The following is a 21560-nucleotide window of genomic DNA, read 5'->3' on the forward strand; positions in this document are numbered from 1 at the left end:
GACGTTCTGTTCGGTTGGGAAAATTGGAGCGGGCGAAGGGATTCGAACCCTCGACCCCAACCTTGGCAAGGTTGTGCTCTACCCCTGAGCTACACCCGCTCTCGTGCCGGGCGATCCACCGTGGCGGCGCCGACGGCCGGGATAAACACCAATCCGGCGGCGGGCGCAAGGGGTGCGGCGCGGCTTTTTCGGCGTCGGCTACCAATGGGGCGCGGGCGGCAGGCCGCGGGTGATTTCGGTCAGGCGCGCGCGGGTTGCCCGGGTGGTCTCGGGCGGCAGGGCGTCGAGGGGGAAGAAGCCGGCCTCGGCGATCTCGCGGTCGGGGACCTTCGCGGCCCGCACCGTGAAGGCGCGGGCGACGTAGAGCACCACGTGGTCGCGGCGGGAGGCCTGCGTGTTGAAGTAGACCCCGTGCAGGCGCGCCGCCCCGGGGTCGATCAGCACCTCGGCCTCCTCCACGAACTCGCGGGTGAGCGCGTCGAGCGCGGTCTCGCCGGGCTCGACGCCGCCGCCCGGCAGGTGCCAGCCGTCCACGTAGGTGTGGCGGATCAGGCAGACGCGGTTCTGCCCGTCGATGGCCGCGCCGCGCACGCCCAGCGTCATGCCGCGCGTGACGCGCCAGACGAGGTGGGCGCCCCGCATCAGCAGGCGCTGGGAGCGCGTCACGCCACCTCCAGGCGGATCTCGCCCACGCCCTCGATCGCCGCGACCATCGTCTGCCCCCGGGCCACCGCGCCGACACCCTCGGGCGTGCCGGCGAAGATCACGTCGCCGGGCTCCAGGGCGAAGTAGGCCGACAGGTAGGCGATCTGCTCGGCCACCGACCAGATCATGTCGGAGAGGTCGCCCGACTGACGCACCTGCCCGTCCACCGCCAGGGTGATCGCCCCGCCGGACGGGTGCCCGATGTCGGAGACCGGCCGCAGCACGCCCACCGGCCCGGAGGCGTCCGCCGCCTTGCCGAGTTCCCAGGGGCGGCGCAGGCCCTTGGCCTCGTCCTGCAGGTCGCGGCGGGTCATGTCGAGGCCGACCGCGTAGCCGTAGACGTGGTCGAGGGCGTCCTCGGCCGGGATGTCGCGCCCGCCGCGGCCCAGCGCCACCACCAGCTCCACCTCGTGGTGGTAGTTCGCGGTCTTGGGCGGATAGGGATGCGTCACGGTCTCGCCGTCCGGCACGATCTGCAGGGCATCGGCCGGCTTCATGAAGAAGAAGGGCGGCTCGCGGGTCGGGTCGGCGCCCATCTCGCGGGCATGGGCGGCGTAGTTGCGGCCGACGCAGTAGACGCGCCGCACGGGGAAGAGGTCCGCGGTGCCCTGGATCGGCAGGGCGATGCGCGGCGGGTTCGGGATCACGGACAGCATGGGTTCTCGGTCTCGGCGGGGCCGCCCCGTGCCTTGGGCCAAGTGCCCCTGGGGAGGGCGCCTTGGGAAAGCTGAGGCGAAACGCTATCTAGAGGCCGCTCCCCCGGGATGCCATCCTGCGGAGTGCCATCCCGGCCGCGGGAGACCATCCCGGCGGCCCCGCACGCCCGGTCCGATGTCCGATCCCGCCCCTGCCCTCCTCGATGCCCTGGCCCGGCGCCTGGGACCCGCCCAGGTGCTGCGCGCGCCCGACGCCATGGCGCCCCACCTCGCCGAGACCCGCGGCCTCTACCAGGGCCGGGCGCTCGCGGTGGTGCGCCCGGCCGACACCGCCGAGGTCGCCGCCGTGATGCGGGCCTGCGCCGAGGCGCGCGTGCCGGTGGTGGCGCAGGGCGGCAATACCGGCCTCGTCGGCGGCGGCGTGCCCTTCGGCGGCATCGTCCTGTCGCTGGCCCGCCTCGACCGGGTGCGGGCGGTCGATCCGGTGGACGCCACCCTGACGGTGGAGGCGGGCTGCATCCTCGCCCGGGTGCAGGAGGCCGCACAGGCCGCGGGCCTGATGTTTCCGCTCTCGCTCGCCTCCGAGGGCTCCTGCCGCATCGGCGGCAACCTCTCGACCAATGCCGGCGGCACCGCGGTGCTGGCCTACGGCAACGCCCGCGACCTCGTGCTCGGGCTGGAGGTGGTGCTGGCCGACGGGCGGGTCTGGAACGGCCTCAAGGCCCTGCGCAAGGACAATGCGGGCTACGACCTCAAGCACCTGTTCATCGGCTCGGAGGGCACGCTCGGCATCATCACGGCGGCGGTGCTGAAGCTCCATCCCCGCCCCGCCTCGACGGCGACCGCCTTCGTGGGCCTCGCCTCCGCGCAGGCCGCGCTCGCCCTCTTCACGCGGCTGCGCGACCGGGCCGGCGGGCGGCTCACCGCCTTCGAGTACATCCCGCGCTTCGGGCTCGACATCGTGCTGCGCCACGCGCCCGGAGCCGTCCGGCCGCTCGCGGGCGACCACGCCGCCCACGCGCTGGTCGAGTTGTCGGCCGAGACGCCGGAGGCCGGCCCGGCCCTGGAGGCGCTGCTCGGCGAGGCGCTGGAGGACGGCCTCGCCGAGGACGCATTCGTCGCCCGCAGCGCCGCGCAGGGGCTCGCCCTGTGGCGGCTGCGCGAGAGCCTGTCGGAGGTGCAGCGCCGCGAGGGCGCCTCGATCAAGCACGACGTCTCGGTGCCGGTCTCGCGCACCGCCGCCTTCCTGGAGCGGGCGACCGCCGCCTGCGAGGCGGAGCTGCCGGGGGTGCGGGTCTGCGCCTTCGGGCATCTCGGCGACGGCAACATCCACTTCAACCTGACCCAGCCGGCGGCGATGGAGGCGGCGGCCTTCCTGGCGCTCTGGCCGCGCTTCAACCGCATCGTCCACGACATCGTGCACGCGATGAACGGCTCGATCGCCGCCGAGCACGGGGTCGGGCTGATCAAGCGCGACGAACTCCCGCGCTACGCCGACCCGGTCGCCCTCGACCTGATGCGCCGCCTCAAGCAGGCGCTGGACCCGCAGGGCCTCCTCAACCCCGGCAAGGTGGTGGCCGTGGGCGAGGCGTCGGACTGGCCGGACGGAACGGGCGGTCCGCCGTTCGGGTGAGGCGCTGCACCTGATCGCCGCGCGGGTCATTGGTTCGGTGGCGGCGATGATGCGGATCGGCGCCTTCGGCAGCGTTGCCCGAGGCGACGGGCTCGGGCGTCAGAACGCCTTCGGCAATCCGGCATCCTTCAGCGTTCCGTTGGCGGTGTGGCGGGACTTGATCGTGCCATCGACCGTGAAGGCACGGTTCGTGATCGGGCTGAACCAGATCTCATGATCCCCACGACCCTGACGCTTGAAGGTGCAGCGGCTCGCCAGCAGCAGCGCCTTGACCGCCTTGGCATAGAGCATTTTCCGACGCAGTGGATACCGGTTCGTCGCAGAAAATGCAGCAAATCAAAAATCTAGAGCAGCGCCCGATTGCAGCGCGATCGGGCGCTGCTCTAGTCGTTCATGCGGCGCTCAACTGAACGCGGGCGTGGCTGTGCGCGATGATCTCGATGGCGGCTTCGCGCAGGTTGGGCTCGTTCTCTTCGAGCAGGTCCGTCACCATCGCGGGGATCCGGGCGATCAGCGCGTCGGAGGTGGGCGCCTCGGCCCGCAGGCCGGGCACGTCGCTGTGCGCGACGAACCACACGCCGGCCTCCTCGTCGTGCGCGATCCGAACGATGAACAGGGCCATGGCACCATCCTGAGGGTCGCCGCGAGTGTTCCCGATCGGGAGCGCACACGCAACGACGCAACGTGATCCGTGCGGGAGAGCCCCGAGCCGTGACACCAAGGCCGGGCTGCCCCGCCCCAGCCCATCTTGCAGGATTTCGCCCGCTTGCTAGCTCAGGGCATTCCTCCTCGCGGAGAACGGCATGAACGCGCGTCCCGACGCCCGCGACTTCGCGGCTCCCCTGAAGTTCGGCATCGGCCAGCCGGTCCCGCGCACCGAGGATCCGGTGCTGGTGCGGGGCGAAGGCCGCTACACCGACGACCTCGCCCTCGACGACCAGGCCTACGCGGTCTTCGTGCGCAGCCCCGTGGCGCACGGGACCCTGCGCGGCATCGACGCCGAGGCGGCCCGCGCCATGCCGGGCGTGCTCGGCGTTTTTTCGGCCGAGGACCTCGACGGCTACGGCGGCATCGGCAACGCGATCGGCTTCACCAACCAGGACGGCTCGCCGATGAGGAAGCCGCCCCAGCCCTCCTTCGCCACGGGCAAGGTGCGCTACGTCGGCGAACTCGTGGCGGTGGTGGTGGCCGAGACGCCCGCGCTCGCCCGCGACGCCGCGGAGGCGGTGGTCCTCGACATCGAGGACCTGCCCGTGGTCACGACCCCCGAGGAGGCGGCCGCCCCCGGCGCGCCGCTCCTCTACGACGACGTGCCGGGCAACCTCGCCCTCGACTACCGCACGGGCGATGCGGCCGGCACCGAGGCCGCCTTCGCGCGGGCCGCGCACGTCACCACGCTGTCCCTCGACAACAACCGCCTCGTCATCAACCCGCTGGAGCCGCGCTCCGGCATCGGGGTCTACGAGCCGCAGGATGAGCGCTACACCCTGCATGTCGGCTCGCAGGGCGTCTTCGGCCTGCGCAACGGGCTGGCGGACGGGGTGCTCAAGGTGCCCCGCGACAAGGTGCGGGTGCTCACCGGCAACGTCGGCGGCTCCTTCGGCATGAAGGCGCCGGTCTACCCCGAATACCTGCCGCTCCTGCACGCCGCGAAGGTGCTCGGCCGGCCGGTGAAGTGGACCGACCTGCGCTCCGAGAGCTTCCTCTCCGACCACCACGGGCGCGACGTCGCGGTGACGGCCGAGCTGGCGCTGGATGCCGAGGGGCGCTTCCTCGCCTTCCGGGTGCGGGGGCGCGCCAACATGGGCGCCTACCTCAACCCGCTGGCGCCGCTGTTTCAGACCCAGAACATCGCCCGCAACATGGTGGGGGTCTACCGCACGCCGGTCTACGACGTGGCGATGGCCTGCCTGTTCACCAACACCACGCCGATCGGCGCCTACCGGGGGGCGGGCCGGCCGGAGGGCAACTACTTCATCGAGCGCCTGATCGACACCGCCGCCGCCGAGACCGGCCGCGACCGCGTGGCCCTGCGCCGCCTCAACCACATCCGCCCGCAGGACATGCCCTACGCCGCCCCCTCGGGGCTGACCTACGACAGCGGCGACTTCCCGGCCGTGCTCGACCGGGCGCTCGCCGCCGCCGACTGGGACGGTTTCCCGGCCCGCCGGGCCGAGAGCGAGGCCCGCGGCCTCCTGCGCGGCATCGGCATCGGCGACTACCTCGAGATCACCGCCCCGCCGCAGAACGAGATGGGCGGCATCCGCTTCGAGGCCGACGGCACGGTGACGATCATCACCGGCACCCTCGATTACGGCCAGGGCCACGCCACGCCCTTCGCCCAGGTGCTGCACGCGCGGCTCGGCATCCCGCACGACCGCATCCGCCTGCTGCAGGGCGACAGCGACCAGCTCATCGCGGGCGGCGGCACCGGCGGCTCGAAGTCGCTGATGGCGAGCGGCACGGCCATCGTCGAGGCGGGCGACCTCGTGATCGAGAAGGGCCGGCTCGCCGCGGCTGCCGTGCTGGAGGCCGGCCCGGCCGACATCGAGTTCCAGGACGGACGCTTCGTCATCGCCGGCACCGACCGGGGCATCGCGCTCCTCGACCTCGCCGCGCGGGTGCGCGAGGGGCTGCCCGACCCGCAGGCGCCGACGAGCCTCGACGTCGCCCACATCCACAAGGAATCGCCCTCGGCCTTTCCGAACGGCTGCCACGTCGCCGAGGTCGAGGTCGATCCCGAGACCGGCGTCGTCGCGGTGGTGCGCTACGCCACGGTCAACGATTTCGGCACGATCGTGAACCCGCTCCTCGTCGAGGGGCAGCTCCACGGCGGCGTGGTGCAGGGCATCGGGCAGGCCCTGATGGAGCGCACGGCCTACGACGAGCAGGGCCAGCTCGTGACCGGCTCCTTCATGGATTACTGCCTGCCCCGCGCCGCGGACGCGCCGCGCATGGGCTTCGAGAGCCACCCCGTGCCGGCCACCACCAACCCGCTCGGCGTGAAGGGCTGCGGCGAGGCGGGCTGCGCGGGCTCGCTGCCCTCGGTGATGAACGCGCTCGTCGACGCCCTGCGCCCGCGCGGCGTCACCCACATCAACATGCCGGCGACGCCCCGGGCGATCTGGGCGGCGCTGCAGGAGGCGGCCTCCCCGCGGGAGACGGGGCCCCAGGCGCGATGAGCGAGCCCGTCACCCTCGCGGCCCGCGCCCGCGTCGACACCCCGCAGGCGAGCCGCTACCTCACGCAGCTCTGCAAGCACTGGAGCCACAAGTTCCCGGAGACGGAGTTCGGCCCCGAGCGCGGCACGGTGCCGTTCGGCGAGGGGCGCTCCGCCGCCTTCGAGGCGGATGCCGAGGGGCTCACCCTCACGGTCACGGCCCCCGACCTCGCGGCGCTGACGCGGCTCGAAGGCGTGGTGGCCGAGCACCTCGCCCGCTTCGCCTTCCGGGAGAATCTCGGCGGCCTCGCCTGGACGCGCTTGCCCTGAGGCACCCGCGCGGACGGGCTGCGGCCGACGGGCGAAGCGTGCTACGCCCTCCACAGGAGACATGCCGATGAACGCCCACGCCCCCCTGAGCGCGACGCAGGATGCCCGCCTCGACCGGCTCGCCGAGGTGGCGGTGCGGGTCGGGCTCGGGCTGCAGCCCGGCCAGGAACTGGTGATGACGGCGCCGCTCGAAGCGCTCGGCCTCGCCCGCCGCATCACCGCCAAGGCCTACGCGGCCGGGGCCTCCCTGGTCACCACGCTGTTCTCCGACGACACGGCGACGCTCGCCCGCTTCCAGCACGCGCCCGACCCGGCCTTCGACCACGCCGCGAGCTGGCTCTACGAGGGCATGGCCAACGCCTTCCGCAACGGCGCGGCGCGGCTCGCCATCGTGGGCGACGATCCCTCGCTGCTCGCCGGGCAGGACGCCCAGAAGGTGGCGCGCGCCAACCGCGCCCGCTCGAAGGCCTACATGCCGGCCCTCGACCTGATCGCGAACTTCGCCATCAACTGGACCATCGTCTCGGCCGCGACCCCGGCCTGGGCGCGCACGGTCTTCCCGGACCTGCCCGAGGAGGAGGCGGTGGCCCGCCTCTGGGACGCGATCTTCGCCGCCTCGCGGGTCGACGGCGAGGATCCGGTCGCCGCCTGGGAGGCCCACAACGCCGGCCTGCGCCGCCGCACGGACAGGCTCAACGCCCGGCGCTTCGCGGCCCTGCGCTTCCGCGGCCCCGGCACCGACCTGACGGTGGGGCTCGCCGACGACCACGAATGGTGCGGCGGCGCGGCGCCGGCCCGCAACGGCATCGTCTGCAACGCCAACATCCCCACCGAGGAGGTCTTCACCACGCCCCACCGCCTGCGGGTGGAGGGCGTGGTCGCGGCGACCAAGCCCCTCTCCTACCAGGGCACGCTCATCACCGACATCGCGGTGCGCTTCGAGGCCGGCCGCATCGTCGCGGCGAGCGCCCGCACGGGCGGGGACGTGCTCGCCAAGGTGCTCGACACCGACGAGGGCGCGCGCCGCCTCGGCGAGGTCGCGCTGGTGCCGGCCTCCTCGCCGATCTCGGCCTCGGGGCTCTTGTTCTACAACACCCTCTACGACGAGAACGCCGCCAGCCACATCGCGCTCGGCCAAGCCTACAGCAAGTGTTTTCGCGATGGCGGGCGCGACCTCAGCGAGGACGACCTCGCGGCGCGCGGCGCCAACCGCAGCCTGATCCACATCGACTGGATGATCGGATCGGCCGCGGTCGATGTGGACGGCCTGACGGCGGAGGGTGAGGCCGTGCCGGTGATGCGCCGGGGCGAGTGGGTGGACTGACGATCCGGGCCTACAACCCGGGTCCCTTGGCGGCGCCCAGGATGCGTCCGGGCCCGCCATGCTCGGCCTGGAGCACCAGCACGTAGGAATCCGCCTCGCCGACCAGCGCGCTGCGGGGCACCTCGAACCGGGCCGCGGCCCCGTCCCACGAGCCGACATGGTGCATGCCGCGCACCACGTTGCGGTAGGTCACGATCTTGCCCCGGTTCTCGCCGCGGCCGATCGCCACCTCGCGGGCGCGCATCACCGGCAGGAGCCAGAGTTCGGCCTTGCGGCCGTGGTCGGACCGTGCCCCGACCTCGATCCGGATGCGGTCGGCCGTGAGCTCGCTGCGGATCGGCACCGGCAGGCTCTCGGCGGTGCCGGGGTCGCGGATCGAGTGCTCCAGGGCCGCCCGGTCGGAGCCCACCACCGCGGCGGCCCCGTTGACCACCGCCTGCGGGGTGTAGACCTGCCGGTCCCCGCGCTGGCCCGCATAGGCGCGCTGGCGCTCCGTGAAGGCCGCGTGCGCGAGCGTGTCCTTCCAGCCGAGATAGTCCCAGTAGGTCACCGGCAGGGTCAGGGCGATCACGCCCGGATCGCGCGCGAGGTCGCCGATGATGCGGTCGGCGGCCGGGCAGGCCGAGCAGCCCTGGCTGGTGAAGAGTTCCACCACCGCCCGGGGCGCCTCGCCCGCGCGGGCCGTGCCGGCGAGGCCCGACAGGAGAAGGGCCGCGAGGAGCCGGCGGGTTACAGCGCACGTCATGGGCCGCATCAACACCCGCCGGCCGGGCTGACGGAAGTCACGTTAGCTTGAGCCCCGGTCTGAGGAGCCGCGGGGACAGCCTTCGGCAGCATCGCCGGGCGCCAGCGCCGGTGCATCCACATCCACTGCTCGGGATGCTCGCGCACCCAGGCCTCGATCACCCGGGTCATCGCCTGCATGGCGCCCTGGACGTCGACGGCGCCGGAGGCATCGCGCGGCAGGTCGAGGGCGGGGGTGAGTTCGAGCCGGAAGCGGTCCCCGGGCAGCCGGATGACCCGCACGCCGTGCACCGGGCACTCGTAGTGCCGGGCGAGCTTGGCGAGCAGCGGGTTCACCAGCACCGGCCGGCCGAAGAACTGCACCACCACCCCGCGGGTGAAGTGCTGGTCGACGAGCATCCCGAGATGCCCGCCGCGCTCGATCACGCCCTGCATGGCGAAGGCCGCCCCCGGCCCCGCCGCGGTCAGGCCGCCCATCGTGGCGCGGCGCACCTCCTGCACCAGCCGCTTGGCGGCCGGGTTGTTCGGCGGGCGGAAGACGGCGCTCGCCTGGAGGCCGAAACGGGCGGCGCAGATCGCCGGCAATTCCCAGTTGGCGAGGTGCGCCGAGAAGATCAGGCCGGGCTTGCCGTCGTCGCGCAGCCCGAAGAAATGCTCGATGCCCGACACCTCGACCCGCCCGGGCGTGGCCGCGGCGGGGTCGTAGTCGAAGATGTCGCCGAGATGGGCGTATTCGGCGCCGGTGCGGCCGAGATTCTCCCAGGCGCCGCGCGCGAGCGCGGCGATCGCCTCGGGCGGTTCGTCCGGAAAGGCGTGCCGCAGGTTGTCGAGGGCGGTGCGGTGCGAGGGCAGCCGCGGCCCGAGCGTGCGCCCGAGCCACGCCCCGAACCCGCCCGCCCGGCGCGGTCCGAGCAGGCTGGCGATGCCGAACAGCACCCGCACGAGCAGCACCATCGGGAGTTCGGCGAGGCCGGAGAGGAAACGGTACAGCCTCAGCTTCAGGCGCAGCACGGCGGTCTCGCGAGTGTGGGACGGGGCCGGAAGGCTATTCGCCCGGCGGGTCGGAGGCCCGTCATAGTGTTGCGAGCGGCGCGGCGGAAGCCCGTCCTCACAGGGTGGCAATGATCTTGCCGAACACCTGCCGGGATTCGAGCCGCGCCAGCCCCTCCGCGAAGGCGTGCAGCGGCAGCACCGTGTCGATCACGGGCGACATCCCGGCCGCCATCTTGTCGAGGCTCTGGCGGATGTTCTCGATCCGGCAGCCGAAGGAGCCGGTGATGCGGTACTGCTGCTGGAAGAGCTGCATCAGGTTCATGGTGGCCGACACGCCCGAGGTCGAGCCGCAGGTCACGAGCCGCCCGCCGCGCTTGAGGCACAGGAGCGAGCCGTTCCATGTCTCGGCGCCGACATGCTCGAACACCACGTCGACGCCCCGGCGCTTGGTCAGGCGCCGCACCTCGCCCTCGAAGCGCTCGGTGCGGTAGTTGATGACGTGGTCGGCCCCGAGCGCCCGGGCCTTCTCGCCCTTGGCGTCGTCGCCCACGGTCGTGAAGACCGTGCACTGAAGCGCCTTCGCCATCTTGATCGCCGTGGTGCCGATCCCGGAGCCGCCCGCATGGACCAGCACGGTCTCGCCGGGTTCGAGCCGCGCGTTGTCGAACAGCATGTGCTGCACCGTGCCGAAGGCGACCGGCGCGCAGGCCGCCTGCTCGGGGGCGACACCCGCCGGCACCCGCACCACGAGGCGGGCCGGCATGATCACCCGCTCGCGCGCGAAGCCGTCGATGTGGAAGCCCATCACCCCGCCCACCTCCTCGCAGAGGTTGTCGTGGCCCTCCCGGCAGGCGCGGCAGCGCCCGCAGGTCATCGCCCCGTAGAGCGCCACGGGATCGCCGACCGCCAGGCCCTCGACGCCCTCGCCGAGCGCCGCGACCTCGCCGGCCGCCTCGGCCCCGACCGTGAGCGGGAGCCTGCGCTTGGCGAAGGCCATGCCGCGGAAGCCCCAGACGTCGATGAAGTTGAGGCCGACCGCCCGCACCCGCACCTCCACTTCCCCGGGACCGGGCGGCGGCGGCGGCGCGACCTCGGTCAGGCGCAGGTCGCGGTCGCCGAAGATCTGGAGGGCTTGCATGGGGTCGCTCAGGCTCGTGGTTCGGGATCGCCCGCTGGCATCAGAATGTGGCCGAGGCGGGTCGCTAGGGCATTCCGGTCGGTCGCCGCCATCGTGCCGAGCCGCCCGCCCACGACGGAGATGGGGAGCGTGAAGAGCTTCCAGCGGACGACCGAGGGCGCGCGCAGGCCCGCGCTCGCGAGATCCAGAATCGGATGGTCGCTCGGCCACCGGCTCGCGGCCCCGGTCGTGATCATGGCGGCGATCACGTGCCCATGCGCGTCGTTGAAGGTCCGGTCGGACAGAACCAGGACGGGACGCGGCTTGCGGAGCGGGAGGTCGACGAACGGGAACAGCGCCTTGAGCACGTCCCAGCGCTCAAAGCCCGTCATAGGCCTGCGCGTCCTCCGGGCTGTTCCACTCGTCCAGGGTCATCGACAGGGCCAGCAGGTACGGATCGACCGGTCCCCGTCCGGGCTCCGCCTCGACCGGCACCTCCTCGCCGCGCCGCCTCCGGCGCAGGGCGGCCCAGGCCGGCGCGTCGGACGGATCGACCTCGAGGTCGAGCGGCGCTCCCCCTGCCTGATCGGCACGCTTGCGGAACCGGATCGTTTCTCCCGCGACCCTCAGCAGGATCGTCGCGTCGTCCGGAAGGGCGAGGATGCGCGCGACGAGAGCGGGGTCGTCGAGCCATCGTCCCGCCAGCAGCGCTTCGTCACGGAGGATCATCCGGCCCATGTCTCGTCCCGTGTCGCGGGCGCTGCCGAACCGGCCCGCTGTCCGTTCAGGAGGCTCACTCCGGCGCAAGATACCGGCGCCGCGCCCAGCCCACCAGCCGGCCGTACTTCACCCGGCACCATGTCCGCCCGCTCGGGGTCTCGTTGGTGCAGCCGAAGCCGCGCAGGCGCGCGTCCCAGGGCACGCGGCCGAGTGCGGGCGACTCGGCGTCCGGCAATTCGCGGATGCTGAGTGAATCGCCCGGCGCCACATCGTCGACCCGGAACGCGGATTGGGCCAGCGCCGGCCCCGGCGCGAGGGACAGGAGGAGGGCCGCTATCCGCAGGGCCGTCACGGGAGGTCTCGTCATGGATCAGCCGCGGTGGATGCCCATCATCGCGGTGAGGCCGCCGTCCACCGGCAGCACCGCGCCGGTGATGTAGGTGGCCCCCGGCCCCATCAGGAAGGCCACCAGCGCCGCGACATCGTCGGGTGCGGCGAAGCGCCCGGCCGGGATCTGCTTCTCCATCGCGGCGCGGTGGGCCGCGTAGGGGGCCATCATGGCGGTGTCGATGAAGCCCGGCGCCACCACGTTGACGGTGACGCCCCGCCGGGCGGATTCGATCGCCAGCGTGCGGCAGTAGCTGATGAGCGCGCCCTTGCTGGCCGCGTAGGCCGCGTTGCCGGGATTGGCCCGCAGGGCCGCCACCGAGCCGATCGCCACGATGCGCCCGGCCTTCGCCCGGGTCATCGGCCGTACCAGCGCCTTGGCGAGGCGCGTCAGCGACCAGAAATTCACCTGCATGGCCGCCTCGGCCCGGTCCTGGTCGAGGATGGCCGCCAGCGTGTCGTAGGACTGGCCGGCATTGTGGACGAGGCCGTAATAGCCGGTCTCGGCGGCCGTCTCGCAGAAGGCGTCGAGGGCCGCGCGGTCGGCGAGGTCGAGGGGCAGCGCCCGCACGCGCCGCTCCGGATGCGCCTGCGCGCAGGCCGCCACCAGCGCCTCCGCCTCCCCGCTCGATGCGCGCACCGTGAAGTCGACGTCGCGGCCCGCCGCCGCCAGCGCCCGCACGATGGCGGCCCCGAGGCCTCGGGCGCCGCCCGTGACGAGGACGGGCGCGCTCACGCCGGCTCCGCCGCGAAGACCAGGCAGGTATTCTGCCCGCCGAAGCCGAACGAATTCGACAGGACGGTGCGCACGGGCAGGTCGCGGGCCTGCGTCACCACGTCGAGGGGGATCGCCGGGTCCGGCACCGCGTAGTTGAGGGTCGGCGGCACGCGGCCGTGTGCGATGGTGAGGAGCGAGAACGCCGCCTCGACGGCGCCCGCCGCCGTCAGCGTGTGGCCGATCATCGACTTGTTGGAGGAGATCGGTACGGAGCGCATGCGCTCGCCCAGCACCGCGAGGCAGCCCAGCGCCTCCATCTTGTCGTTCTCGGGCGTTCCGGTGCCGTGGGCGTTCACGGTGTCGATCCGGTCGGGGGTGAGCCCGGCATCGTCGAGCGCATCCTGGATCGCCGCGATGATCGGGGCGCCGTCCGGGCTGGAGCGGGTGCGGTGGAAGCCGTCGCCCTTCTCGCCGCAGCCGAGCACGTAGCCCAGGATGGTCGCGCCGCGGGCCGCCGCGGCGGCGACATCCTCCAGCACCAGGGCGGCGGCGCCCTCGCCCATCACGAAGCCGTCGCGGTTCTTGGCGAAGGGCTTGGCCGCCGCCTCCGGCGGGTCGTTCTGGGTCGAGAGGGCGGAGAGGAGCGAGAAGCGGATCAGCGATTCCGGGTTCACCGACCCGTCGGTGCCGATGCAGAGCGCGGCCTGCATCTCGCCGCGGCGGATCGCCTCGACGCCGAGCTGGATCGCGGTCGCCCCCGACGAGCAGGCGGTGGAGAGCGAGATCGGCGAGCCGCGGGTGCCGAAGCGGTCGGCGATGCGGTCGGCCACCGTGCCGAAGATGAACAGGTCGTGCCAGTCGTCGAAGCGGCGGGTCGCGGCGGCGCGCAGCAGGTCCGCGTAGGTGATCTCGCCGGTCTGTTCGGCCGCCTCCGCCAGCGCGGTCTCCGCCAGCGCTTGGCGCTGCGGCCACTCCATCTCCACCGGCGGCACCGCGATGAACAGCGCGCCCGGGAAGGCGGAGCCGAGACCCGCCTGCCCCACCGCCTCCTCGGCGGCCGCGGCGGCGAAGCGCTCGGAGAGCACCGGCGCCACCATCGGCTCGGCCTTGAGGAAGTCGACCGTGCCGGCGATGCGGGTGCGCAGGCCCGCGGTCGGGAAGCGGGTGATCGCGTGGATGCCGGAGCGGCCCGCGGTCAGCGCCGCCCAGTTGTCGGCCGCCCCCTGCCCCAGCGAGGTGACCACGCCGAGGCCGGTGACGGCGACGAGGGGCCGCCCCCTGGCGTCGCGGTGGGGATGCGTCATGCGGCCTCCGTGGCGGGCAGGATGCGCAGCACGCCCTCGCCGCGGCGGTGCCCGACCGCCGTCACGGCGACCTCGCGGGCGGTGCCCGCGGCCACCAGCGCGGCGGCGAGCGCGGCGCCGAAGGGGGCGGTCGCCTCGAGCGTGTGGCCGGTGAGGTCGCCGAGCGCGCGCAGCCGCGCCCCTGGCGCCAAAGCCGCGAGCGCCGCCTGCTCCTCGGCCGTGATGCCGGCGCAGCCGGTCGCCCCCGAGATCACCGCGTCGGGGGCGGCGAGACCCGCCTGCTTCCAGAGCGCCGCGAGGCTCTCGCGCGTGGTTCCGGGCGCGCGTGCCGTGCGGTCGCTCGCGACCCCGGCGAGGCGGGCGATGGCCGCAGCCCCCCGGGCGCGGGCGTGCTCCTCCGCCTCCAGCACCAGGAAGGCGGCGCCCGAGCCGAGGATGAAGCCCGGCGCGTCCTCGCGCGCGAAGACCGGGGCGTAGTCGGGCTTGCGCAGGTAGCCGCCCATCTCGTGGACGAGCAGCACGTCGGCCCGCTCGGCGTTGAAGGAGCCGCCGACGAGCACGCTGTCGACCTGGCCGGCGGCGATGCGCGCCTGCGCGATGCGCAACGCATCGACCCCGCTCGATTCCTCGCCCATGAAGGTGCGCGAGGCTCCCGTCACCCCGTGCACGATGGCGATGTTGCCCGCGAGCAGGTTGGAGAGCTGGGCGAGAAACAGCGTCGGGCGCAGGTCGTTGAGCAGCCGCTCGTTGAGGAAGGCGCCCGGATCCGCCGCCTGCCGCAGGCCCGAGAGGATCTGCCCGTCCACCGCGTAGTCGCGCTCGCCCCCGCCCGCCGCCACGATGAGGTGCATGGCGCCCTTCAGGCCTGCCTCCCCCTTCAGGCCGGCCGCGTCGAGGGCGAGGCCCGCCGCGTAGACGCCGAGGCGCTGCCACGGCTCCATCTGGCGCTGGTCGGCCTTCTTGGGGATCTGCCCGTCGAGGACCAGGGGGATGGCCGGATGCACCGGCCAGGGCGCGAAGGTCTCGGCGTCGGTGCGGGGCGGCCCGCCCGCCTCCAGGGCGGCGCGGTGCGCCTCCACGCCCTCGCCCGCCGCCGAGACGAGCCCGAGGCCCGTGATCACCACCGCGCGCGCGCTCAACGCCCCGCCTCCGTCAGGTCGTCTTGCAGGTCCTCCCGCAGGTCCGCCTGCGCCAGGAGGCCGATGGCGGCCGCGCGCGCGCGCATCGGCCCGTCGAGTCCGGCCGGGAACGGCATGGTCTTGAAGCGCAGCTCCGCGCTGCAGAGCGGCTTGCCCTCGGCGCGGATGGCCGCCTTGGTGACGGCGTAGCCCGAGCCGTCGTGCTCCAGGCTCGCCTCCACGTCGAGCTCCGCGCCCGGCCCCACGAAGGAGCGGAAGCGCGCCTTGTCGACGCCCATCAGGAACGGCATGTGGCTGAAGCCGCAGCGGGCGAGCAGCAGGTAGCCGGAGGCCTGGGCCATCGTCTCGGTCAGGAGCACGCCGGGCACCAGGGGGTGGCCGGGGAAGTGCCCCTCGAAGACCGGGCTCTCGCGCGGCACCACGGCGCGCGCGCGCAGGGTGCCGGCCGCGCGGTCGAGGCCCACCACCCGGTCGATCATCTCGAAATATTCGAGGCGCATGGCGGGGTTTGCCGCCGCCTAGACCTTGGCGGCCTTCTCGGCCACCAGGGCGTCGATGCGGGCGCAGAGGTTCTTCAGGACGAAGTACTCCTCGGCCGGCACCTTGCCCTCGTTGACCTCCTGGGTCCATTGTTCGAGCGGCAGCTTGATGCCGAACGCCTTGTCGATCGCGAAGGCGATGTCGAGGAAGGCGAGGCTGTCGATGCCGAGATCGTCGATCGCGTGGCTCTCCGGCGTGATCGTGTCGCGCGGGATGTCGGCCGTCTCGGCGATGATGTCGGCAACGCGGTCGAAGGTGTCGGACATGGGCGTGCAGCCGCTTTCGTGATCAGGTCAGGCTCGCCCACGCGACCTTGCGGACCTCCGCCCGAGCCCCCGGTCGCGGGCCGCCCGAAAGGCGGCTTCGAGCTGTCAGGTTTCCTTCCGCCGGACCGGCGAACCGAATCGGTGGACCCCGCTCGCGCGGCATTCCCCCGGTCGAGCGGTCCGCATACACGAGGGGGCATCGGCGGGCAACCGCATCACCCGGGAGCGTCGCCATGCCCCCTTCCCCGCCCCCTTCCCTGCCCCTGACGCGCGACACTCCACCGGCGGGGCCGCCCGACCGCTCGCACGCGGCGGCTCGGGTGGCGCTGGTGCTGGGACTCGCCGCGCTCGGGCTATGGACCCTGCACGGCTTCCTGCCGGCGCTCGTCTGGGCCGCCATCCTGGCGCTCGCGCTCTGGCCGCTCTACGTGCGCGTCGCCCGGCACCTGCCGGCCGGGCCGCACGACATCCTGCGGCCGGCCCTGTTCACGCTCGCGGTGGCGCTGGTGGTGCTGGTGCCGCTCGCGGTCGTGGCCGTGCAGGCCGCCCGCGAGGTGCGCGACGTGCTGCACTTCTGGCGCGAGATCGAGCGGTCGGGCTGGCCGGTGCCCGAGATCGTGAGCAGGCTCCCGTTCGGCGCCGGGGCCGTGACGACGTGGTGGCGAGACACGCTCGGCCATCCGGCCGGCGCCTCCGAATGGCTACGCCACCTCGACAGCAGCGCGTTCGTCGGCGTCGGGCGCAGCCTCGGCACGCAGGTGGCGCACCGGGCGATGCTGTTCGGCTTCACCCTGCTGACCCTGTTCTTCCTGTTTCGCGACGGGCCGGCCCTGGTCGGGCAGGGCCTGACCGCCTGCCGCCGGCTCTTCGGCCCGCGCGGCGAGCGCGTGGCCCGCCAGATGGCCCTGTCGGTGCACGGCACTGTGAACGGGCTGGTGCTGGTCGGCCTCGGCGAGGGCTTCCTGCTCGGCCTCGTCTATTTCGCCGCGGGGGCGCCGCACCCGGTGCTCCTCGGGACGATCACGGCGCTCGCCGCAATGATCCCCTTCGCGACCCTTTTTGCCGTCGGGCTCGCGGCCCTGCTGGTCGCCCAGGCGGGCAGCCTCGCGGCCGCGGGCGCCGTGGTGGCGGCGGGTCTCCTCGTCACCTTCCTGGCCGACCACCTCGTGCGCCCGGCCCTGATCGGCGGCGCGGCCGGCCTGCCCTTCCTGTGGGTGCTGCTCGGCATCCTGGGCGGCGTGGAGAGCTTCGGCCTTCTCGGCCTGTTCCTGGGACCGGCCGTGATGGCGGCCCTGGTGCTGCTGTGGCGGGACTACACGCAGGAGGAGCCCGGTTCGGCCGCGCCGCTGGTGGACGCGCGCGGCGATGTGCTCTCCCGCTCGGGGTCGTAGCACTGCAATCAGCTCGGCTATGCCGATGGCGGCTTCCGACCCATAGCAGCCGCGATCCGTCCGCAAACTTTCGAGGTATGATTCGGCTGAGACCGACACAGCCGGGAGACACTCAGTGCTGGAATGGCTGCGCCGAACCTTGACCCGGCAGATTACCGGCGAGCTGCATCAGGCCGAAGAACGCTTGTCGCGGCGGCTCCAACTCGTTGAGCAGCGACTTGCCGAGACTGAGCAAGTCCTCATCCGACATGGCCTTCAGATTGCCAGGATTGACGGGCGCGCCTCGGTCCAGAGAACAAGTGTCACGGCTTCGAACGGAAGTGATCAGACCGAACGTATGACGACTGGACCGAAACAAATCGACCGCTAACCCGATTGCGTGAGATCGGAACGTCCACTTGCCACCGGCGATCTTTCGAAGGATCCGGCATCAGGCAGCTAGGTCATTGCCGGGCCGCAGGTCCGTCAGTGCGCCCTCGGCTCCGCCTTGCGAGCCTTGCGTCGATCCTTCCTGCGCGGCTTCCTCGGCGGTGGCGCGTCCTCTTTCCACCCCATGCGGCCCTTCCACCGCCGCGCCGATAGGTCGTCGACCCTCGCCATCAGCCCGCCCCGGACCCGTCCCACCCCCGGAGACCCCCTTTGCCCTCCTCCCCCCAAACACCGGGCGTCGCCTCCCGCCTCGCCGCCCTCGGCCTGACCCTGCCGCCGGTGCCCTCGCCCCGCGGCGCCTTCCTGCCGTACTCGCGCAGCGGCGCCACGATCTGGCTCGCCGGGCAGATCTGCGAGTGGGCCGGCGAGGTGCGCTTCTCCGGCCCGCTCGGGGCGACGCAGGACCTCGCGGCGGGGCAGCGGGCGGCGGAGCTGTGCGCGCTCAACCTGCTGGCCTCGCTCAGCCTCGCCCTCGACGGCGACCTCGACCGGGTGGTGCGCTGTCACCGCCTCGGCGGCTTCGTGCAGGTGGTGCCGGGCTGGCCGGACGTGCCGAAGGTGATCAACGGCGCCTCGGACCTGATGGCCGCGCTGTTCGGCGAGGCCGGCCGTCACGCCCGCACGTCGGTCGGCGTCGCGAGCCTGCCGGCCAATGCCAGCGTCGAGGTGGACGGGATCTTCGAGGTGCGCTGATCGAGGCTCACGCCTCCTCGTCGTCGCCCGGCTCCAGCGTCGCCTTCACGGTGCCCAGCACGCGCCGCGCGATGTCGGAATCGGGGTCGTCGCGCGTGAGCGCGTCCTCCAGCATGGCGAGATAGCCTGACAGCTCGTGCCGGTAATGGTCGGAATCGATCCCGCGCAGGATCCGGGCCAGGAAGCCGATCGCCATCTGAAGCCCGACCTGCTTGGCCGCGACGTCGGCCTGCGCCTCGGAGAGCCGCCCGATCATCTCGCCGTGATTCGCCGACAGGACGGTGAGGCCGTTGATCTTGTCGTCCAGGGTCATGGCGTCCTCACCTGAGCCGGCGCGCGGCCGCCCCGCGAAAAAGCGCGCCACCACGAGAAAGGGCCTCTCCCCGGCCGGGGAGAGGCCCTGTCGGTTACCGCATGTCCCCGCCGGGCGTCACGGCCCGGCTTCGGGCGTCACGCGGCGAGCTGGCGCAGCACGTAGGGCAGGATGCCGCCATTGCGAAAATATTCCAGCTCGTCGAGGGTGTCGATCCGGCAGGTGAGCGGCACCTCCCGGGTCGTGCCGTCCGCCGCCGTGATCTCGGCGGTGAGCGTCTGGCGCGGCTTGAGGTCGCCCTCCAGGCCCCGGAGGGTCACGGTCTCGTCGCCCTTGAGGCCGAGGGAGGCCCAGGTCGTGTCGCCCTGGAACACCAGCGGCACTACGCCCATGCCGACGAGGTTCGAGCGGTGGATGCGCTCGAAGCTCTCGGCGATGACGGCGCGCACGCCCAGCAGCTTGGTGCCCTTCGCCGCCCAGTCGCGCGACGAGCCGGTGCCGTACTCCTTGCCGGCGAAGACCACCAGCGGCGTGCCCTCGGCCTGGTAGCGCATCGCCGCGTCGTAGATGTACATTTTCTCCCCGCCCGGCTGGTAGAGCGTCCAGCCGCCCTCCACCACCGTGCCGGAGGCGTCCTTCACCATCTGGTTCTTGATGCGGATGTTGGCGAAGGTGCCCCGCATCATCACCTCGTGGTTGCCGCGGCGCGTGCCGTACTGGTTGAAGTCCTGCACGCGGACCTGATGCTCCTGCAGGTAGGCGCCGGCCGGCGAGGCCGCCCGGATGTTGCCCGCGGGCGAGATGTGGTCGGTGGTGATGGAGTCGAGGAAGAGGCCGAGGATCCGGGCGCCGACGATGTCGGTGACCGGCGCCGGGGTTTTTTGCATGCCCACGAAGTAGGGCGGGTTCTGCACGTAGGTGGAGCCGGGGTTCCAGTCGAAGGTCTGGGCCGGGGTGACCTCCACCGCCTTCCAGTTCTCGTCGCCGCCGAAGACGTCGGCGTAGCGCGACTTGAACAGGCCCGACGTGATGGTCTTCTCGATGAAGGCGTTCACCTCGGCCGAGGAGGGCCAGATGTCCTTCAGGTAGACCGGGTTGCCGTCCGCGTCGGTGCCGAGCGGGTCGCGGGTGAGGTCGACCTGCATCGAGCCGGCGAGCGCGTAGGCCACCACGAGGGGCGGCGAGGCGAGGTAGTTCGCCCGCACGTCCGGGTTCACCCGGCCCTCGAAGTTGCGGTTGCCCGACAGCACCGCGGCGGCCACCACGTCGTTGTCGTTGATCGCCTTGGAGATCGGCGCCGGCAGCGGGCCGGAATTGCCGATGCAGGTGGTGCAGCCGAAGCCCACGAGGTTGAAGCCGAGCTTGTCCAGGCTGTCCTGCAGGCCGGCCTTCTCGAGGTACTCCGCCACCACCTGGCTGCCCGGCGCGAGCGAGGTCTTCACCCAGGGCTTCGAGCGCAGGCCCTTGGCCACCGCGTTGCGGGCCAGCAGCCCCGCCCCGATCATCACGCTCGGGTTCGAGGTGTTGGTGCAGGAGGTGATCGCCGCGATCACCACGTCGCCGTGGCCGATGTCGAAGTTCGCGCCCTCGACCGGATAGCGCTTGGCGAGGTCGGCGGCCTTGCGGAACTCGGTCTCCATGGAGCCGGCGAAGCCGGTCTTGGCGGCGTCGAGCAGCACCCGGTCCTGCGGGCGCTTGGGCCCGGCGAGCGAGGGTCTCACGTCGCCGAGGTCGAGTTCGAGCGTGTCAGTGAAGACCGGGTCGGGCGTCGCGGCGTCGCGCCACATCCCTTGAGCCTTGGCGTAGGCCTCCACCAGCGCGATGCGCTCGTCCGCGCGGCCGGTGACGCGCAGGAAGTCGAGGGTCTTGGCATCGACCGGGAAGAAGCCGCAGGTCGCCCCGTACTCGGGCGCCATGTTGGAGATCGTGGCGCGGTCGGCCACCGCCATGTCGTCGAGGCCCGGGCCGTAGAACTCCACGAACTTGCCCACCACGCCCTTCTTGCGCAGCATCTGCGTGACGGTGAGCACGAGGTCGGTGGCGGTGGTTCCCTCCGGCAGCTTGCCCGAGAGCTTGAAGCCGACGACCTCCGGGATCAGCATCGACAGGGGCTGGCCGAGCATCGCGGCTTCCGCCTCGATGCCGCCGACGCCCCAGCCCAGCACCGCCAGGCCGTTGACCATCGTGGTGTGCGAGTCGGTGCCGACGAGGGAATCCGGGTAGGCGAGTTCCTGGCCGTCCTCGAACGCCTTGGTCCAGACCGTCTGCGACAGGTATTCGAGGTTGACCTGGTGGCAGATGCCGGTGCCGGGCGGCACCACGGAAAAGTTGTCGAACGCCGTCTGGCCCCACTTGAGGAAGGTGTAGCGCTCGCCGTTGCGCTGGTATTCCAGCGCCACGTTGTCGGCGAGCGCCTTCGGGGTGCCGAACTCGTCGACGATGACCGAGTGGTCGATGACGAGATCGACCGGCACGAGCGGGTTGATCTTCTTCGGGTCGCCGCCGAGCGCCACCATGGCGTCGCGCATCGCCGCGAGGTCGACCACCGCCGGCACGCCGGTGAAGTCCTGCATCAGCACCCGCGAGGGCCGGAACGCGATCTCGGTCTCGACCTTGCCGCGGTTGTCGAGCCACGCCGTCACCGCCGCGATGTCGGCCTTCTTGACCGAGCGGTCGTCCTCGAAGCGCAGCAGGTTCTCCAGCAGCACCTTCATGGAGAAGGGCAGCCGGCTGGCGTCCGGCAGGCCGTTCTTCTCGGCCTCGGGGATCGCGTAATAGGTGTAGGTCCTGGCCCCGACCTGGAGCGTCTGACGGGATTTGTAGCTGTCGATGGATGCCACGGCGTGGTCCTCGCGAGGGTTGTCGAACACGGCGCAGGCATCACCTGCGCCAGACTGGCGTGTTCGGCCGGATGCGCTGACGGCACGCATCCGCGTGGCGGACACGTCACCGCTTCCCGCGCGACACCCGCGAAGCCGAGCCGCGGATGCGACGGTGC

The 21560-nt window shown here is 72.5% G+C and carries 24 protein-coding genes and 1 tRNA gene; 6 read left to right on the top strand and 19 right to left on the bottom strand.

Features of this window, described 5'->3' with window-relative positions:
- Nucleotides 1–24: 24 nt before the first annotated feature.
- The 3 genes from ACKUB9_RS25675 to ACKUB9_RS25685 all read right to left on the bottom strand — a co-directional run bounded on the left by ACKUB9_RS25675 (nt 25) and on the right by ACKUB9_RS25685 (nt 1361).
- A tRNA-Gly gene (locus ACKUB9_RS25675) sits at nt 25–99 on the bottom strand.
- 99 nt (nt 100–198) lie between these two features.
- Complete coding sequence (locus ACKUB9_RS25680) at nt 199–642, bottom strand: NUDIX domain-containing protein (RefSeq protein ID WP_407528653.1); 444 nt, start codon at nt 640–642, stop codon at nt 199–201.
- A gap of 20 nt (nt 643–662) precedes the next feature.
- Complete coding sequence (locus tag ACKUB9_RS25685) at nt 663–1361, bottom strand: fumarylacetoacetate hydrolase family protein (protein WP_407528541.1); 699 nt, start codon at nt 1359–1361, stop codon at nt 663–665.
- A 175-nt stretch (nt 1362–1536) separates the two neighbouring features.
- Here ACKUB9_RS25685 and ACKUB9_RS25690 point away from each other — a divergent pair, with 175 nt between their 5' ends.
- Nucleotides 1537–2994, top strand: a complete 1458-nt coding sequence (locus ACKUB9_RS25690) for an FAD-binding oxidoreductase (RefSeq protein ID WP_407528543.1) — start codon at nt 1537–1539, stop codon at nt 2992–2994.
- Between the two features lie 99 nt (nt 2995–3093).
- On the opposite strand, the gene ACKUB9_RS25695 is transcribed toward ACKUB9_RS25690, so the two are convergent.
- Together ACKUB9_RS25695 and ACKUB9_RS25700 are read right to left on the bottom strand one after the other, a co-directional pair.
- Entirely contained in the window at nt 3094–3285 is a 192-nt protein-coding gene (locus ACKUB9_RS25695) for a type II toxin-antitoxin system HicA family toxin (RefSeq protein ID WP_407528544.1), read from the bottom strand.
- 100 nt (nt 3286–3385) lie between these two features.
- A complete protein-coding gene (locus ACKUB9_RS25700) occupies nt 3386–3616 on the bottom strand; it encodes a DUF1902 domain-containing protein (RefSeq protein WP_407528546.1) in 231 nt (76 codons plus the stop codon).
- A 181-nt stretch (nt 3617–3797) separates the two neighbouring features.
- Here ACKUB9_RS25700 and ACKUB9_RS25705 point away from each other — a divergent pair, with 181 nt between their 5' ends.
- From ACKUB9_RS25705 to ACKUB9_RS25715, 3 genes are all read left to right on the top strand, one after another.
- Nucleotides 3798–6176, top strand: a complete 2379-nt coding sequence (locus tag ACKUB9_RS25705) for a xanthine dehydrogenase family protein molybdopterin-binding subunit (RefSeq protein ID WP_407528547.1) — start codon at nt 3798–3800, stop codon at nt 6174–6176.
- Nucleotides 6173–6484, top strand: a complete 312-nt coding sequence (locus ACKUB9_RS25710) for a DUF2218 domain-containing protein (RefSeq protein ID WP_407528549.1) — start codon at nt 6173–6175, stop codon at nt 6482–6484. The genes ACKUB9_RS25705 and ACKUB9_RS25710 overlap by 4 nt, the downstream gene beginning before the upstream one ends.
- Before the next feature lie 67 nt (nt 6485–6551).
- A complete protein-coding gene (locus ACKUB9_RS25715; RefSeq protein WP_407528551.1) occupies nt 6552–7808 on the top strand; it encodes an aminopeptidase in 1257 nt (418 codons plus the stop codon).
- Nucleotides 7809–7818: 10 nt separating this feature from the next.
- On the opposite strand, the gene ACKUB9_RS25720 is transcribed toward ACKUB9_RS25715, so the two are convergent.
- From ACKUB9_RS25720 to ACKUB9_RS25770, 11 genes are all read right to left on the bottom strand, one after another.
- The gene (locus ACKUB9_RS25720; protein ID WP_407528553.1) at nt 7819–8553 is read right to left on the bottom strand and encodes a DUF1223 domain-containing protein; all 735 of its coding nucleotides are present in this window, start codon (nt 8551–8553) and stop codon (nt 7819–7821) included.
- 8 nt (nt 8554–8561) lie between these two features.
- Nucleotides 8562–9563 carry a lipid A biosynthesis lauroyl acyltransferase gene (locus ACKUB9_RS25725; RefSeq protein WP_407528555.1) on the bottom strand — a complete coding sequence of 334 codons (1002 nt, stop codon included), beginning with the start codon at nt 9561–9563 and terminating at the stop codon, nt 8562–8564.
- Between the two features lie 97 nt (nt 9564–9660).
- Nucleotides 9661–10683, bottom strand: coding sequence for a zinc-binding dehydrogenase (locus ACKUB9_RS25730; protein WP_407528557.1), 1023 nt, complete (start codon nt 10681–10683; stop codon nt 9661–9663).
- A gap of 8 nt (nt 10684–10691) precedes the next feature.
- Complete coding sequence (locus tag ACKUB9_RS25735; protein ID WP_407528559.1) at nt 10692–11054, bottom strand: type II toxin-antitoxin system PemK/MazF family toxin; 363 nt, start codon at nt 11052–11054, stop codon at nt 10692–10694.
- Nucleotides 11041–11391 (bottom strand): hypothetical protein, encoded by a 351-nt coding sequence (locus ACKUB9_RS25740; protein WP_407528561.1) that lies wholly within the window; start codon nt 11389–11391, stop codon nt 11041–11043. The genes ACKUB9_RS25735 and ACKUB9_RS25740 overlap by 14 nt, the downstream gene beginning before the upstream one ends.
- Nucleotides 11392–11455: 64 nt before the next feature.
- Nucleotides 11456–11749 (bottom strand): SH3 domain-containing protein, encoded by a 294-nt coding sequence (locus tag ACKUB9_RS25745; protein ID WP_407528563.1) that lies wholly within the window; start codon nt 11747–11749, stop codon nt 11456–11458.
- A 3-nt stretch (nt 11750–11752) separates the two neighbouring features.
- Nucleotides 11753–12505, bottom strand: coding sequence for an SDR family oxidoreductase (locus ACKUB9_RS25750; RefSeq protein ID WP_407528565.1), 753 nt, complete (start codon nt 12503–12505; stop codon nt 11753–11755).
- A complete protein-coding gene (locus ACKUB9_RS25755) occupies nt 12502–13791 on the bottom strand; it encodes a beta-ketoacyl-ACP synthase (RefSeq protein ID WP_407528567.1) in 1290 nt (429 codons plus the stop codon). Before ACKUB9_RS25755 ends, ACKUB9_RS25750 begins: the two co-directional genes overlap by 4 nt.
- Nucleotides 13788–14930, bottom strand: a complete 1143-nt coding sequence (locus tag ACKUB9_RS25760) for a beta-ketoacyl-ACP synthase (RefSeq protein ID WP_407528569.1) — start codon at nt 14928–14930, stop codon at nt 13788–13790. Before ACKUB9_RS25760 ends, ACKUB9_RS25755 begins: the two co-directional genes overlap by 4 nt.
- The gene (locus ACKUB9_RS25765; RefSeq protein ID WP_407528570.1) at nt 14927–15430 is read right to left on the bottom strand and encodes a 3-hydroxyacyl-ACP dehydratase FabZ family protein; all 504 of its coding nucleotides are present in this window, start codon (nt 15428–15430) and stop codon (nt 14927–14929) included. Before ACKUB9_RS25765 ends, ACKUB9_RS25760 begins: the two co-directional genes overlap by 4 nt.
- A gap of 18 nt (nt 15431–15448) precedes the next feature.
- Nucleotides 15449–15736 carry an acyl carrier protein gene (locus ACKUB9_RS25770; RefSeq protein ID WP_238238112.1) on the bottom strand — a complete coding sequence of 96 codons (288 nt, stop codon included), beginning with the start codon at nt 15734–15736 and terminating at the stop codon, nt 15449–15451.
- A 233-nt stretch (nt 15737–15969) separates the two neighbouring features.
- On the opposite strand from ACKUB9_RS25770, the gene ACKUB9_RS25775 reads away from it, so the two are divergent.
- On the top strand, nt 15970–17127 hold the full coding sequence (locus tag ACKUB9_RS25775) for an AI-2E family transporter (RefSeq protein ID WP_407528572.1): 1158 nt from the start codon (nt 15970–15972) through the stop codon (nt 17125–17127).
- Between the two features lie 112 nt (nt 17128–17239).
- On the opposite strand, the gene ACKUB9_RS25780 is transcribed toward ACKUB9_RS25775, so the two are convergent.
- Nucleotides 17240–17377 (bottom strand): hypothetical protein, encoded by a 138-nt coding sequence (locus ACKUB9_RS25780; protein WP_407528574.1) that lies wholly within the window; start codon nt 17375–17377, stop codon nt 17240–17242.
- Between the two features lie 389 nt (nt 17378–17766).
- Here ACKUB9_RS25780 and ACKUB9_RS25785 point away from each other — a divergent pair, with 389 nt between their 5' ends.
- Entirely contained in the window at nt 17767–18249 is a 483-nt protein-coding gene (locus ACKUB9_RS25785) for a RidA family protein (protein ID WP_407528576.1), read from the top strand.
- A 7-nt stretch (nt 18250–18256) separates the two neighbouring features.
- Here ACKUB9_RS25785 and ACKUB9_RS25790 read toward each other — a convergent pair whose 3' ends face one another.
- Nucleotides 18257–18562, bottom strand: coding sequence for a hypothetical protein (locus tag ACKUB9_RS25790; RefSeq protein WP_407528578.1), 306 nt, complete (start codon nt 18560–18562; stop codon nt 18257–18259).
- A gap of 137 nt (nt 18563–18699) precedes the next feature.
- Nucleotides 18700–21402 carry an aconitate hydratase AcnA gene (gene acnA, locus ACKUB9_RS25795; protein WP_407528580.1) on the bottom strand — a complete coding sequence of 901 codons (2703 nt, stop codon included), beginning with the start codon at nt 21400–21402 and terminating at the stop codon, nt 18700–18702.
- Nucleotides 21403–21560 lie beyond the last annotated feature (158 nt).

This window comes from Methylobacterium oryzisoli (assembly GCF_046557895.1).
In the GTDB taxonomy this organism is placed as follows: domain Bacteria; phylum Pseudomonadota; class Alphaproteobacteria; order Rhizobiales; family Beijerinckiaceae; genus Methylobacterium; species Methylobacterium oryzisoli.

Excerpts from the sequence above, each read along its gene's own strand:
- ACKUB9_RS25680 (WP_407528653.1), bottom strand. The coding sequence starts at position 642 with ATGCGGGGCGCCCACCTCGTCTGGCGCGTCACGCGCGGCATGACGCTG.
- ACKUB9_RS25685 (WP_407528541.1), bottom strand. The coding sequence starts at position 1,361 with ATGCTGTCCGTGATCCCGAACCCGCCGCGCATCGCCCTGCCGATCCAG.
- ACKUB9_RS25690 (WP_407528543.1), top strand. The coding sequence starts at position 1,537 with ATGTCCGATCCCGCCCCTGCCCTCCTCGATGCCCTGGCCCGGCGCCTG.
- ACKUB9_RS25695 (WP_407528544.1), bottom strand. The coding sequence starts at position 3,285 with ATGCTCTATGCCAAGGCGGTCAAGGCGCTGCTGCTGGCGAGCCGCTGC.
- ACKUB9_RS25700 (WP_407528546.1), bottom strand. The coding sequence starts at position 3,616 with ATGGCCCTGTTCATCGTTCGGATCGCGCACGACGAGGAGGCCGGCGTG.
- ACKUB9_RS25705 (WP_407528547.1), top strand. The coding sequence starts at position 3,798 with ATGAACGCGCGTCCCGACGCCCGCGACTTCGCGGCTCCCCTGAAGTTC.
- ACKUB9_RS25710 (WP_407528549.1), top strand. The coding sequence starts at position 6,173 with ATGAGCGAGCCCGTCACCCTCGCGGCCCGCGCCCGCGTCGACACCCCG.
- ACKUB9_RS25715 (WP_407528551.1), top strand. The coding sequence starts at position 6,552 with ATGAACGCCCACGCCCCCCTGAGCGCGACGCAGGATGCCCGCCTCGAC.
- ACKUB9_RS25720 (WP_407528553.1), bottom strand. The coding sequence starts at position 8,553 with ATGACGTGCGCTGTAACCCGCCGGCTCCTCGCGGCCCTTCTCCTGTCG.
- ACKUB9_RS25730 (WP_407528557.1), bottom strand. The coding sequence starts at position 10,683 with ATGCAAGCCCTCCAGATCTTCGGCGACCGCGACCTGCGCCTGACCGAG.
- ACKUB9_RS25735 (WP_407528559.1), bottom strand. The coding sequence starts at position 11,054 with ATGACGGGCTTTGAGCGCTGGGACGTGCTCAAGGCGCTGTTCCCGTTC.
- ACKUB9_RS25740 (WP_407528561.1), bottom strand. The coding sequence starts at position 11,391 with ATGATCCTCCGTGACGAAGCGCTGCTGGCGGGACGATGGCTCGACGAC.
- ACKUB9_RS25745 (WP_407528563.1), bottom strand. The coding sequence starts at position 11,749 with ATGACGAGACCTCCCGTGACGGCCCTGCGGATAGCGGCCCTCCTCCTG.
- ACKUB9_RS25755 (WP_407528567.1), bottom strand. The coding sequence starts at position 13,791 with ATGACGCATCCCCACCGCGACGCCAGGGGGCGGCCCCTCGTCGCCGTC.
- ACKUB9_RS25765 (WP_407528570.1), bottom strand. The coding sequence starts at position 15,430 with ATGCGCCTCGAATATTTCGAGATGATCGACCGGGTGGTGGGCCTCGAC.
- ACKUB9_RS25770 (WP_238238112.1), bottom strand. The coding sequence starts at position 15,736 with ATGTCCGACACCTTCGACCGCGTTGCCGACATCATCGCCGAGACGGCC.
- ACKUB9_RS25775 (WP_407528572.1), top strand. The coding sequence starts at position 15,970 with ATGCCCCCTTCCCCGCCCCCTTCCCTGCCCCTGACGCGCGACACTCCA.
- ACKUB9_RS25780 (WP_407528574.1), bottom strand. The coding sequence starts at position 17,377 with ATGTCGGATGAGGACTTGCTCAGTCTCGGCAAGTCGCTGCTCAACGAG.
- ACKUB9_RS25790 (WP_407528578.1), bottom strand. The coding sequence starts at position 18,562 with ATGACCCTGGACGACAAGATCAACGGCCTCACCGTCCTGTCGGCGAAT.